8 protein-coding genes are annotated in these 13,751 nt (G+C 41.4%); 3 read left to right on the plus strand and 5 right to left on the minus strand.

The genetic code is table 11. The features are described 5' to 3' along the window. Window position 1 precedes the first annotated feature (1 nt). A complete protein-coding gene (locus tag HMAT_RS25180; protein WP_104385585.1) occupies window positions 2-1,417 on the plus strand; it encodes a M14 family zinc carboxypeptidase in 1,416 nt (471 codons plus the stop codon). Window positions 1,418-1,465: 48 nt separating this feature from the next. On the opposite strand, the gene HMAT_RS25185 is transcribed toward HMAT_RS25180, so the two are convergent. The 4 genes from HMAT_RS25185 to HMAT_RS25200 form a co-directional block, all read right to left on the minus strand. Beyond that, window positions 1,466-2,953: a RagB/SusD family nutrient uptake outer membrane protein gene (locus HMAT_RS25185; protein ID WP_104385586.1), complete on the minus strand. Its 1,488-nt coding sequence runs from the start codon at window positions 2,951-2,953 to the stop codon at window positions 1,466-1,468. 18 nt (window positions 2,954-2,971) lie between these two features. Beyond that, window positions 2,972-6,184, minus strand: coding sequence for a TonB-dependent receptor (locus HMAT_RS25190; RefSeq protein WP_104385587.1), 3,213 nt, complete (start codon window positions 6,182-6,184; stop codon window positions 2,972-2,974). A gap of 213 nt (window positions 6,185-6,397) precedes the next feature. Continuing rightward, window positions 6,398-7,453, minus strand: a complete 1,056-nt coding sequence (locus HMAT_RS25195) for a dipeptide epimerase (RefSeq protein WP_104385588.1) — start codon at window positions 7,451-7,453, stop codon at window positions 6,398-6,400. Window positions 7,454-7,459: 6 nt separating this feature from the next. Further along, entirely contained in the window at window positions 7,460-8,686 is a 1,227-nt protein-coding gene (locus tag HMAT_RS25200) for an NlpC/P60 family protein (RefSeq protein ID WP_104385589.1), read from the minus strand. 322 nt (window positions 8,687-9,008) lie between these two features. Here HMAT_RS25200 and HMAT_RS25205 point away from each other — a divergent pair, with 322 nt between their 5' ends. Both HMAT_RS25205 and msrA read left to right on the plus strand, forming a co-directional pair. Next, window positions 9,009-10,040, plus strand: a complete 1,032-nt coding sequence (locus HMAT_RS25205) for a N(4)-(beta-N-acetylglucosaminyl)-L-asparaginase (protein WP_104385638.1) — start codon at window positions 9,009-9,011, stop codon at window positions 10,038-10,040. Window positions 10,041-10,313: 273 nt separating this feature from the next. Further along, window positions 10,314-10,829: a peptide-methionine (S)-S-oxide reductase MsrA gene (msrA, locus tag HMAT_RS25210; RefSeq protein WP_104385590.1), complete on the plus strand. Its 516-nt coding sequence runs from the start codon at window positions 10,314-10,316 to the stop codon at window positions 10,827-10,829. Between the two features lie 186 nt (window positions 10,830-11,015). Here msrA and HMAT_RS25215 read toward each other — a convergent pair whose 3' ends face one another. Further along, window positions 11,016-13,748, minus strand: coding sequence for a DNA gyrase/topoisomerase IV subunit A (locus tag HMAT_RS25215; RefSeq protein WP_104385591.1), 2,733 nt, complete (start codon window positions 13,746-13,748; stop codon window positions 11,016-11,018). Window positions 13,749-13,751: the final 3 nt, after the last annotated feature.

Below are 13,751 nucleotides of genomic sequence, written 5' to 3' on the forward strand. Positions count from 1 at the left end.
GATGAATTTAGTAAAAGAAGATTTTCTCAAAGCCTTTTCTTTATATGAAGAAAAGGCTTTGCAGCATAGACGATTTAAACATGCTGATATCTTGCCACTTTTGCAAGGAAAAGAGAGCAGTAAGCAATTTACTGTTGAAGAAATTGGACAGTCAGTGGAGGAACGTTCGATTTTTAGATTGAAATATGGGCAAGGGGAGATAAAGGTTTTATTATGGTCGCAGATGCATGGGGACGAACCCACGGCAACAATGGCGCTATTTGATCTGTTTAATTTCTTAAATGGTGGGGCGGATGGCTTTGATACCTTACGAAAGGAGATCGCCGAGAAATTGACCTTATACTTTATTCCGATGCTGAACCCAGATGGCGCTGAGCGTTATCAGCGGCGGACGGCCATGAATGTGGATATGAATCGGGATGCGCGCTCGCTTGCAACTGTAGAAGGGGCCCTACTGAAAGCGCAGGCGATGCAATTAAAGCCAGACTTTGCTTTTAATCTCCATAATCAGAATAATTACTACAATATTCCCGGCACAGCCACACCCGTAACGATTTCTTTGCTGGCGCCAGCCTACGACTATGCGAGGAGTGTGAATGTAGTTCGGGCAGATGCCATGCGGGTAATCGTGGGTATAAATAAGATATTGCTACAATTTATACCAAATGCTGTCGCGAAATATGATGATGAACATACCCCGCGTGGTTTTGGAGACAATTTTCAAAAATGGGGTGCGCGTACCATTCTGATTGAGTCAGGAGCCTATGCTGGTGATCCTGAGAAACTGGAAGTGCGAAAATATAATTTCATTGCGCTCTTATACGCCTTTCAGGAAATCGCTTCGGGATCCTATCTGGTACATGATATTGCAGATTACAACGCTATTCCTTTTAATGATGAAAAGCTTCATGATGTTTTGATTCGAAACTTATCCATCGAAAAAAATGGTAAAAGGATGTTGGTGGATGTGGCTATTCGACAAAATGAAAAAACGGTTGCGAACGACTATTACGTAGAAGGAGTGATTGAGGATATCGGTGATTTGCAGGATTTCTATGGATATACCGATATGGATGTCGAAGGACTCCGATTTATTCCCGCAAAAATGTATACAGATCGGATATTTTCATTGGCGGAATTAACTTTGCCCATTGTGATTGAGTTGTTGAAACAGGGCTATGGGGCGTTACGGATTTCTGATAGGCCCAAGGGTGCACTAATGCATGCTTTTCCTATTCAGATCTTAACAGATGTTGATTTTCAATGTGCGGGCAGTACCTTCCCAGGAGATCAAGCTGACTTTTTTATCGGCTCGGAAGATGGAATTCGATTTGCATTAATCAATGGTTACTTATTGGATCTAACGGTTAATTTAGCTGAGCAAAATTGTAAAAATAAACTTTATCAAGCTAATTAAATACATTCAAAAAGGCCAATTATAGTGGCCTTTTTGAATGTATTTAATCTAGTACCCGGGGTTCTGCTGGTCTTTCAACGTTGGATTGGCATTAATCTCAGATTGTGGGATAGGCAAGATCGCTTTATCAAAAGTTCGGTCAATTTCCTTCGGACGCGTTTTGATCGTTAATCCCTGAAAGTCATCATTGAATGTGATTTTCTTATTGAGCCGGATCATATCCCAGTACCGATGCCCTTCACCGAACAGCTCTTTGCTTTTTTCATTAAGGATGGCATCTTCGTTGACAGTGGCTGAAGAGAATGCAGGACGGTTCGGAGCGCGTTTGCTGATGGCATTTAATAGTTCTGCCGATTTTGCAGGATCTGCACTTGGCTTTTTTAATGCTGCTTCCGCGGCGATGAGGTAAATTTCAGAAAGCCTGATTACCTTGATATTCACAGCCGTATTATTTGTGTTTCCTTTGTCCCCAAGTGAATTGAGTGGTAAGGAGGTATTGGTATTTACACTACCTAGATTTTTATAAACGGCACCCATGCGTGTTGCCGAACTTTCGTCTCTTCCCAAAATTGCCCAGCGCACATCGCTGTTATCTTCTTTCATGCGATTGAGGTAATAATCACTTGCGTAGAACATTCCGCCCTGTCCACCTGTTCTCCGCATCAGGTAATAACCCAAGCTTGCTGTACCTAAGTCAGCCTCACCTTCGTTAATACCGAGTTCATAGATAGATTCTGTGCCATACATGCTCGCCCAGGAAGATGCCCATTTCTCATTTTCATACAATTTATAGGTACCGCTTGTGATCACCTCATTTGCTTTTGAATAAGCATTTTCATAATCTGCCATTGTCAAATAAACCCTGCTTTGTATGGCTAAGTTCGCATAATAATTGATATACCCATTGTCAATAGCTTTATTTGCTCCAAGCAGCTCCTGGCCGGTTTTGAGATCTTTTAGGATCTGGGTATATACTTCCGCTACAGTTGCTCTGGCTGGTTTATTGTTATAGGATGCCGGACTGATAACGATGGGAACCCCTCGAGAAGCTTTGTCCTGTGTATATGATTTTCCATATAAACGAACGAGGTCAAAATAAAATAAGGCCCGTAGGGTAAGTAACTGCCCCTGCGCATTTGTATATTGCGCTTTGGAATCTGTAGCTACTTGGTCAATTTTTTCTAATACGTCATTTGTCTGGGCGATACAATAATAAATCTGTGACCAGAAGCCTGAAAAGTTGTTTGTTTCTGCATCTTGATTAAATGAATACAGTTGATCAAGCCCTCTTCCTTGGGAATAAACCGTTAGATCGCCACCTTTGACCTCTCCATACAGTTCGAAATTTCGACCGTAATAACTTGAAGAAGCAATCAGTCTGCTTAGTCCATTGATCCTATTCCGGGCATCACTGGCTCCATTGAGTGCTGTTCCTGCATCAACGGAATTGCCTGGCTCAACGTCTAGAAAATCTTTGCAGCTGCTGAAAGACGTTAACAGGGCTGCGGCTATAATAGATATTTTAAATATTTTCATTTCTTAAAAGATTAAGGATTAAAAACCCAGTTCTATACCAAATGTGTAGGTCTTCCCTAGCGGTGTTTCCCAGCCGCGTGTTGCGTATTGACCAACCTCAGGATCGGCAATTTTATATTTTGATGCGGTCAATAGATTAGTTCCGTTGAAGTATACACGTGCATTGCTAAATCCGATTTTGTTCAAAACAGTTTTAGGCAATCTGTAGCCAAAATTGATATTTTTTAATCTGAGGAATGAAGCATCGTGTAATTGTCTGGAGCTATATTTTTGAGGGTCGGTCAAGTCGTTTCCGTCTAATTTCGGTAAGGTGCCAGATGTATTGTTTTCGGTCCACATATGCTCAAAGGCATATTCCGAGCGAATCCTTTCCCAATAGTAACCATCGTCGGCTACATCTTTGAACGCTCCATCATATAGTTTGCCACCAAGTTTATATATGAAATTGAACCCAAGATTGAAATTTTTGTACTCAAAATCAGTATTTATACCACCGCTGACATTGGGAATACCATTTCCGATAATTGTATAATCGGCTTGGTTAAAGTCATAAGTTGCTTTTCGGCCATTGTAATCAAATATACCCGAACCTGTGTTGCTGTTATTTGTATAATAGACGTTTTTGCCATTGGTCGCATCAACGCCTGCCCATTCGTAGCCATAAAATGCAAGCGTCGACTGTCCTTCCCTATAAATAAATTGTGCACGGGCATCACCGCTCCCTTTGGTATCATTACCCACTGAGCCAGTAGGGTCATACCAGATAATATCTTGGTTGTCATTTAGCTTTTGGACTTTTGAATTTATGAAAGCTGCATTTACATTGGCACTCCATCTAAAATCATCTTTTTTGATGATGTCGCCAGCTAATTCAATTTCAATTCCTTTGTTATTGATTTGTCCTACGTTTCTTAATACGGTGCTGAATCCAGTTGTTTGTGAAGTTGGGACATCCTGTAATAAGTTTTTAGAGCTGCGATTGAAGTATTCTACTGACCCCGTGATTCTGTTGTTTAAGAACCCAAATTCCAGTCCGGCGTTCGTTGTGTAAGAGGTTTCCCAGGTAATATCCGGGTCTGGGTTGGAGACAAGGTTACCCCCCGGTTGTCCTTTATAATTGAAGTTGTTAAAGGATACTAGTCTTCTCCATCCAAAATTGTCTGTTGGTAAGGTTCCATTGACACCGTAAGAGGCCTTGAGACGTAATGTACTGATGGCATCGTTATCGCGTAATGATGGAAGGCTTTTTAGGCTATATGCACCCGATATCGACCAAAAATCTCCCCAACGGTTTTTGGGACCTAGTTTCGAAGAACCATCACGACGATAAGAAGCTGCTAAAAAATAAGTGTTGTCATAATTGTATTCCGCTCTTCCCAAGAATGACATCAGATTATATCCCCAGCTATATGCATTCGCTTCAAACTTACCTGCCGAAGAAATGTAAGGAAGTTCGGCGGACCCCAAATTGCGGCCTGTTGTGCGCATAAAATCCGTCTTATTTTTTTCGGCTTCAAACCCCGCAAGTAAGTTTATCGTGTGTTTGTCAAAAGATTTATTATAATTTATGGTATTTGAAGTTACCAATTTCAGCATATTCGTGTTAAATTGATGCACTACACCTCCGTCGCTGATACCATTGAAATGTTTAGCGCTATAATACAGGTAGTCCTTCATATCCGTATAATCATACGAGAATACAGTTTTTGCTGTTAATTCGGGAAGAATTGTCCAGGTCAGGTTGCTGATGACGCCTAGTTTATTTGTTTTCGAGTTGTTGTCCCATTGTTGGTCATAATAGTCGGCATTATAGGCATAGCTACCATAGCGGTCTGTCCAAGCCTCACCCGTTTTATAGTTTGTAGGCCAGTATAAAGGCCACAAGAGATTTCTGGATTGTAGAAAATAATTCGATCCTGTATTGCGGGTATCGTTAAAACCTTTTTTCTTGTTGTGACCGATATTGATATTCGTTCCAAATTCCAGGTTATCAACGATTTTTTGTGTTAGATTGAGACGGCCTGAAATACGTTCGAAATCATTGACCCTAATCCTGCTTTTATCTGTTGTGTAACCTAAAGAGGAAAAGTATTTCGTCGACTCAGTTCCACCTGAAAGTGAAAGATTGTTGTCCTGATAAATCCCCGTGCGAAACAGCGCTTTATCCCAATCGTAATATTTGCCTTCACGGTTTTCAATTCCATCAGTCATTCCCAGAATGCTGACATTGCTCATTCTTAGGGGATCGCTGACTTCAAAACGATAACCATGTCTGTTAAATTTAGTATTTAGCTGTCCAAGGGCGTAAGTACTGGCATCCGCATCGGTATAATTTACACCAGTTTTTGGATTGACGTTTGACGTGCGGTAATCATGAAATATCTGATACAGCATATTAACTTGATCCTGAGGCGAAGCTGTTTCGTAATTGTCTGTTGCCCAGGTTGGCGTAAAGCCGATAGAGCTTTTAAAATTGACCGTGGGTTTTCCCGTTTTGCCTTTTTTGGTCGTTATTAAGATGACACCATTTGCTGCTCTGGAACCATATAGGGAGGAGGCCGCCGCATCTTTTAGTACGGTAATCGTTTCAATATCATCGGGATTGAGATTTCCCATAACATTGTTTGATGTGTAGATATAGTCCCCCATTTGACCACCCGAACCGGAATTGGCAGGAACACCATCTATGACATAGAGCGGTTCGTTCGAAGCATTCATCGATCCTACGCCCCGAATACGAATGCTAGGTGTTGAGCCTGCTTGTCCAGAGGGAGTAGAAACTGTCAGACCCGCAACGCGTCCACTTAAGGCACTTTCAAATGAGGTTGTGGGAACATTATCTATATCTTTGGCTTTTACTATTGCCGCAGATCCAGTATATGTACTTTTTTTTGCTGTACCATAAGCGACAACCATGACCTCATCTAAAGCCTGTTCGCCACTTGTAATAGTGATACTGATTGTTTTTCGGCCATTGATCTGAATCTCCTGCGCTTTATACCCAACAGCAGATATCAGGAGCGACGCATTCGAATTCGCATGAAGGGTGAATAAGCCTTGTTCATTGGTCGATGTTCCCTGGCTCGACCCTTTGATATTTATGGTAACTCCGCTGATGGGATTTCCATTGCTGTCTGTAATTTTTCCAGCAATCTGAATCTGTTGTGCATATAGAGACTGCATCGAACTACAGGCTAGGAGACACAAGGTTGTGAGCACATGTTGTTTCATATGAAAAAGATTTGTCTTTATAGGTCATATGGAATATCCAGTCGAGTTACATCGGTGTTACACTTTTCAAACGTGGATATTTCATAAAAGCTATGAATTGATTAATTTAGTTTGTTAATGTTTTGGTTGCTATCGCCTTTGTTTACAATTGCTATAGCGAAATCAATGCAATGTTCTTTTTATAAGACAAAAAACATTGCATTGAATATAATCTTATTTTCTTAAAATTCCAATTCCCGGACGGTTCGGTAAGATGCAGTTGCCATCAATTACCGTCATACCATCATAGATATCGTTGTCGATCAGGAGTGCCCCATCTAAATCTGCCCAATCAGTTAGTGGTGCTAATTGTGCTGCTGCACTAATAGCACAAGAAGTTTCGGTCATACAGCCGATCATTACTTTCATTTCGAGGGAACGTGCAAGTTCGGCCATCCGTTTGGCTTCACGCATACCGGTACATTTCATCAGCTTGATATTGATACCGCTGTATACGTCTTTTAATGCAGGTACATCAACCAATCGTTGACAGCCCTCATCCGCGATTGTGGGTATTGGACTATGTTCAGTCAGCCAGGCATTATCGTCAATCTGTTCTTTGGGCATCGGTTGTTCGAGAAAAGCGACGTTTCGCTCGGCCAGCCAATAGGCCATTTCCAATGCTTGTTCCCGAGTTTTCCAACCCTGATTGACATCGGCACATAAAGGACGATCAGTCACCTGGCGAATGGTGTCAATAATCATTTTATCGGTATCCAGTCCCAATTTTACTTTTAGAATCTTAAACTGATCTGCTTCAGCAACCTTTTTGCGGATCATGTCCTCCGTATCGATACCGATGGTGTAGGAAGTCGGCGGGATAAGATCGGGGTTTAATCCCCAGATTTTATAGAAAGGCTGGCCCATAATCTTACCGAGCACATCGTGCAATGCAATATCTATCGCTGCTTTGGCGGCTGTATTCTTTGCTGCTACTTGATCTACATAGTGTAGGATCTCTTCGGTTTGGAATGGAGAGCTGAATCCCGACAAATCAATTTGATTTAAGAAAGCAATAACACTTTCCTGTGACTCACCAAGATAAGGTGGCATGCTGGCCTCACCGTAACCGATAATACCGTCGTACTCCAGCTCGGTCAATACAACAGGTGTTGTGTTTCGACTGTAGGAAGCGACGGTAAAAACATGGCGTAGTGTTAGGGTATATGGACGGAACCTTAGCTTAAAGGCCCCAAAATCCTTGCTGATCCATTCAGATTGATTGCTCATTATGGTTTATTTGTTGATATAGTAATTGCTTTCAGCGATTTTTTGAATTGCAGAATCCTTGGCACCTAAATAACGGCGGGCAGCAACAACGGTACGTGTCTGAAAATCGTCGTAATCAGCAGCATCTTTTAGCATGCTGTTAATGCGGACCAATCCTGCAGCATGGATAAAAGTGCCATTGCCAATATAAAGCGCTACATGGGTTACACGTGCGTTGGGATTACTATTTTTGCCTGCAGCGAAGAAAAGTAAATCTGCTGGTTTCAGGTTTTTGAGCGCTTTGTCAGGGTCAAAATGCCCCTCGCTGTCCAAAATATCTATCTTTTCGCCCGCTAAAACCTGCTGTGATGCATCTCTAGGGATAACGAAGCCATTCATAAAGAAGCTTGTTTTGGTAAATCCGCTACAGTCGACCCCTTTGACCGATGTGCCGCCCCACAAATAAGGTAATCCTAACATAGTCTTTGCACTTGCGATAATTTGATCAGCGGTAGGATTACGTGTATCTAGCCAATTTTTTAACGTTAGGCCTTCGGATTTCTTGATATAACCTTTGCGGCCATCGGGATAAGCGATTTCATAAAAACTCGCTTTTTGTCCGGTTAATTTCAAGATATCTCCGTATACGAGATCCGATACCCGTTGGCTTTTCTCATTGGGTTCGGAATAAGATTTTCCGAATTCAGTGGTGTAGATCAACTTTTCTGATTGTCTCCAGTTATCAATCTCGGCCTGATCCATGACAGCTATTGAAGATGCTGGCACCCAGGCAATATAACCATCAGGTGTACGTACCCGGTATTCACCGCTTTTCTTCTGTAGCAGGTCTACTTGTGTGCCCAATAAAACTTGGCTTGTCAGTTCCGCGGCGTTATCCGGGGACGTACGCATGTTGGCAACTGAAAGTCTGATTACCCCCATAGTTTTTCCATCAACACTGGCGTCCGGTAAGAGTTGAACTTGGATATTCGCGGATATTTCTTTTGCTTTTTGTTCGAGAACGAACTTAGCATCTTTTTCTGTTGTTTCGAGGATATATAGATTTTGGGGAACATCCGCTTTTTGAATAGCCACGATTTTCGTTCTTCGATCCGGTGCAAATTCACGCTTTACGTTTTCTTGCAATTCTTTGATTTTGAAATAAGTGGTGGAATCTACTTGCTGTGCATGGCCATGACTTGTGCCAATAAGACTTGCACATGCTAAAATAGCGAATTTTAGTGTGTTTTTCATGCTGATTAGTTTGTTTCTAAAGATAGGATTAATTCACAATATAAATCAATGTTTGTTGTCGATTTTTGAGTGATTCGAGTACTGTGTTGCTAAAAAACGAACCTTTGGGCTTAATTTTAATTAATTTGTCTATTTGCTAAAACCATTTTGTATTATTGCTTATTGATCGCAAAACCATTGATTGTTTTTGAATCTCACTACCAAAAAGCAGGTTGGCGATTATGGGCTAGCGTAATGGACATTCAAAAAACGAATTATTCATGCTTGTAAAATGCCGGATTGTGGAGGCAGACAGGTTATTAAAAAGACAAATAGTTTATATATGAGTTCTAGACGTAATTTTATTAAGCAAGGTTTTATGGCTGCTACAGCTATAGGTACTTTGAGTGCATTTGATACAAAAGGGCTGACAATTGCATCCGATGATAGGTTGAAAAAATATCCGATTGTCATATCCACTTGGGATTTTGGGATAGCAGCAAATAAAGCGGCCTGGGAGATCTTATCCAAAGGCGGAAAAGCTCTTGATGCTGTCGAACAAGGGGTACGGGTACCCGAAGCAGACTTAAAAAATATGACCGTAGGCAAAGGCGGTTACCCGGATCGTGATGGACATGTGACCCTAGATGCTTGCATTATGGATGCGGATGGTAATTGTGGTGCTGTGGCTGGTATGGAAAAAATCGGACATCCGATATCGGTGGCCCGCTTGGTTATGGAGAAAACACCACACGTCATGCTTGTTGGTGAAGGTGCCTTACAATTTGCATTGGAAAACGGTTTTCAAGAAGAGAATTTATTGACACCTGAGGGAGAGAAAGCTTGGAAAGAGTGGTTAAAAGAGAAGAAATACAAGCCAGTCGTTAATATCGAGAATAAAACTTTTGCTGCGGAGCGTCTACCGGGCAATCAATACAATCACGATACTATTGGTATGTTAGCCCTGGACGCCAACGGAAATATCTCCGGAGCCTGTACAACAAGTGGAATGGCATTTAAAATGCATGGCCGGGTGGGAGATAGCCCGATCATCGGAGCGGGATTGTATGTAGACAATGAAGTCGGTGGGGCCACTTCGACCGGGGTAGGTGAAGAAGTTATCCGAAATGTAGGCAGCTTTTTGGTGGTCGAATTAATGCGTCAGGGTTACTCCCCCGAAGATGCCTGCAAGGAAGCGGTGATGCGTATTGTGAAGAAAAAGCCTGCAATTGCCAAAGAGATACAAGTCGGATTTTTGGCGATTAACAAAAAGGGAGAGTATGGCGCTTTTGCATTGCAGGAGGGATTCTCTTACGCTGTTTGTGACAGTAAACAGCAGGATTTATTGATCAAAGGAAAACATTATTATCAGTAATTAGATATGAGATTTTAGATCTGAGATTGAGACAAAGGATCTAGGACTGAAAAAAAGGGTATGCCCAGGGCTTATAAAACCAAAGTTTAGATACTTACTACTCAATACGCACTATTAAATAGAGAATACAGATTTAGATAGAAGTATTAAATTTATTATTGATTATCTTTGTATAAGCGACGTTAGCGTGAGAAAAATGAGATAACAAGTATGCCAAGGGCTTAAAAATCACAGTCTAAATACTCAATACTCATTACTAAATACTATAAAAATATGAAAGCAACTTTTGGAGGTGGATGTTTTTGGTGTACGGAAGTGATCTTCCAAAATACCGAGGGAGTGACATCCGTATTGCCTGGATATATGGGAGGTCATATAGACCATCCTACTTATGAGCAGGTCTGTACTGGAACAACGGATCATGTAGAAGTGGTGGAGTTGGAGTATGATGATGAGTTGGTCAATTATGAGGAACTGTTGAAAATTTTCTTTAAGACACATAATCCGACAACATTGAACCGTCAGGGTAATGATGTGGGTACACAGTATCGTTCTGTGGTCTTCTATCATAACGAAGAACAGGAGATCTTAGCGAAAAACTTTATTGATGAATTGGAAAATGAGGATATCTATGAAGATCCAATTGTAACAGCGGTGGAACCAGCGTCAATATTTTGGCTTGCTGAAAATTATCATCATAATTATTTTAATGATCACCCTGAGAACCCGTTCTGTTCGGTGGTCATTGCGCCGAAACTCCAAAAATTTCTAAAAGAATTTAAAGCTTAAAAGCTTTATGTCAGGAATTTTGTATCAAGCACAGCAAATTGACTGTGGGCTGTTTATTAGAGGGGGGGAGGATTGAAGCAAGGCCGTGGTGACCTTTGAAAACTACCTGCTATCAATAATAATATAAAAGGCTCGAATATGATATTCGAGCCTTTTCTTATGCGGATTATTTATTGGAAAATGCTGTTAAAACATTTCCATTTGCCCCTTGTCATCAATTTGGATGTCATCAGGATTAGTAATCTCTAATTTGATGTCATCTTCTTTTTTATCATTGGATGCGTCTGTTGCTGTTTCAGCTGTTGAAACCTCCGCCTTTGTCTCATCGGATTTTGTTTCGCCACCTTCTGTCGTAACTTCTGCTTTCTTCGTTCCCTTTTCACTTAGGTCTTCGTCTGCTGTAATTAGGGCTACCGATTTTACGGTATGGAAGGAAAGACGATTCCCCTGTGCCTTTATGCCTTTGACATCAATGATTTCTGTCAATGGTTGTTCCAGCGTTTCCTCGGTTTGAGATTTGCCTTTCAAAATATCCAATTTGACCGTAGGCTCAGCGGCATTGCTCATAAGTACTAATTTTGAACCGGGTTCTTCATTGATGAACGAAATGCGTTTACCAATAGGCTGGTCATCAAATTTAAAACGTTTGACAAAATAGGTACCGCTCTTACCATCTTGATGTACTACGGTATAAACATGTTCCGGATAGAATTTCTCAATACGGATCATTTTCTCATCAAAGTGGTTGCTTAGGTCGAAGTTCGATAACTCGTAGCTACCATCGGAAAGCACAACCAATATTTTATCATCACCATCAAATTCCCCTAAATACTGACCACGTTCATCCGCATTTAAGCGTTTCATGATGCTGTCGTACCAAATTTTTCGGCCCGCAAGCGTTGAAATACCTGAGCTTTTGAAGGCGATTTTCTTGACTGGATATTTGGAGACAATATTTCCCTGGGACGCACGACCTTTAATGGCAATTTCAGCGAAATCCATATCGAAATTCAGTTTACGCAATTTCGTGTGTGGTTTGAGCTGTATATTGACCACTTCGGCCTCGCCATTTGGATTAGCAGTGAAATACAAAACTTTAGATCCTTTAGATCCTTTGGATACATCGTACTCCTTATCGCGGGTAACGCCAACAACAGAAAAACGTTTGATATAACTTGTGCCGGTTTCGCCTTCTTTATAGATGACATTGTATATGGTACGTTCGTCACCTTTTTTGAAGACCGCTACGTGGATAATCCCTTTTCCAACAAATACTTTATCCTGAATCTTGCTGACGACATATTTGCCATCTTCACGGAATACAATGATATCGTCGATATCTGAGCAATCACAGACAAATTCATCCTTCTTCATTCCGGAGCCGATGAAACCTTCTTCGCGATTGACGTATAGTTTAGCATTGGCCAAAGCAACTTGTGTTGCCTCAACTTTATCAAAGATGCGTAATTCAGTCTTGCGCTCGCGATCTTTACTGTATTTTTCGCGTAGTTTTTCATACCATGCAATGGCATATTCTGTCAATTGGCGCAAATGCCGCTTCACTTCCTTGATTTCATTTTCGAGCGTCTTCATCGTTTCGTCTGATTTTTTTACATCGAAACGCGTGATACTACTCATTGGTTTGTCGATCAGTTTCTTGTAATCCTCAGGAAGAATTTCACGATAAAACTGTTCAAAGAATGGCTCAAACAAACGATTTAAAACCTGCACTACAGTGTCAAAGTCACCGGCATTTTCATAATCGGCGTGTTTGTACATCCCCTCTTGGATGAATATTTTTAATAGACTATTGAAGAATATTTTTTCCTGAAGATCATTTAAACGGATCTCCAGTTCCCGCTTCAATAGATTTTTGGTGTTTTTGGTGTTTTCAATCAAGATGTCATTGACACTCATAAAATGAGGTTTCTCATCCTTGATGACACAGGTATTTGGCGAAATGGAAACCTCGCAGGCTGTGAAAGCGTACAAGGCATCGATCGTCACATCGGGAGAGATTCCTGGTGCTAAATGCACGATGATTTCAACATTTCCAGCGGTGTTGTCTTCGATTTTCTTGATTTTGATTTTGCCCTTCTCATTGGCAGTCACTACACTTTCGATCAAGCCGCCTGTAGTAGTGCCAAAAGGAATCTCCGTGATTGCCAAAGTCTTTTTATCCCGCTCCTCGATTTTAGCGCGCACACGGATCTTTCCGCCACGTTGACCTTCGTTGTAGTTGGACACATCGGCCATACCACCTGTTGGAAAATCGGGAAGAATATTCGGACGTTCGCCGTTCAGTACCTGAATTGAGCCATCAATGAGTTCAATAAAGTTGTGCGGCATAATCTTGGTTGCTAAACCCACAGCAATACCTTCTGCTCCCTGTGCCAGAAGCAATGGAAATTTAACAGGTAAAGTGACTGGCTCACGGTTACGGCCGTCGTAGCTCTGTTGCCATTCGGTCGTTTCGGGATTGAAGACAACTTCATTCGCAAATTTAGAAAGCCGCCCCTCAATATAACGTGGCGCCGCAGCCGAATCACCTGTAATCGGGAAGCCCCAGTTACCCTGACAATCTATCAAAAGGTCTTTCTGTCCTAGCTGAACCATGGCATCTCCAATGGAGGCATCTCCATGCGGGTGATATTTCATGGTATTACCAATGACATTGGCAGCCTTATTATATCTTCCATCATCCATTTCCTTTAGAGAATGGAGAATACGACGTTGTACGGGTTTTAAGCCGTCATTTATATGGGGTACAGCTCTATCCAAGATCACGTAGGACGCATAATCCAAAAACCAGTTCTCGTACAGTCCAGATAAAGGTATTGTCTGACTTCCGCCTTCTGTTTTTCCTGCTCCTAATTCTTCTTGATTATCTTCCGTTGGGAAGTTTGTTTCGTCACTCATTTA

The organism is Sphingobacterium sp. HMA12 (assembly GCF_002933815.1).
GTDB lineage: Bacteria > Bacteroidota > Bacteroidia > Sphingobacteriales > Sphingobacteriaceae > Sphingobacterium.

Bases quoted from the DNA above. Each gene is read 5' to 3' on its own strand.
- HMAT_RS25200 (WP_104385589.1), bottom strand. From the start codon at position 8,686: ATGAAAAACACACTAAAATTCGCTATTTTAGCATGTGCAAGTCTTATT.
- HMAT_RS25190 (WP_104385587.1), bottom strand. From the start codon at position 6,184: ATGAAACAACATGTGCTCACAACCTTGTGTCTCCTAGCCTGTAGTTCG.
- HMAT_RS25215 (WP_104385591.1), bottom strand. From the start codon at position 13,748: ATGAGTGACGAAACAAACTTCCCAACGGAAGATAATCAAGAAGAATTA.
- HMAT_RS25180 (WP_104385585.1), top strand. From the start codon at position 2: ATGAATTTAGTAAAAGAAGATTTTCTCAAAGCCTTTTCTTTATATGAA.
- HMAT_RS25185 (WP_104385586.1), bottom strand. From the start codon at position 2,953: ATGAAAATATTTAAAATATCTATTATAGCCGCAGCCCTGTTAACGTCT.
- HMAT_RS25205 (WP_104385638.1), top strand. From the start codon at position 9,009: ATGAGTTCTAGACGTAATTTTATTAAGCAAGGTTTTATGGCTGCTACA.
- msrA (WP_104385590.1), top strand. From the start codon at position 10,314: ATGAAAGCAACTTTTGGAGGTGGATGTTTTTGGTGTACGGAAGTGATC.
- HMAT_RS25195 (WP_104385588.1), bottom strand. From the start codon at position 7,453: ATGAGCAATCAATCTGAATGGATCAGCAAGGATTTTGGGGCCTTTAAG.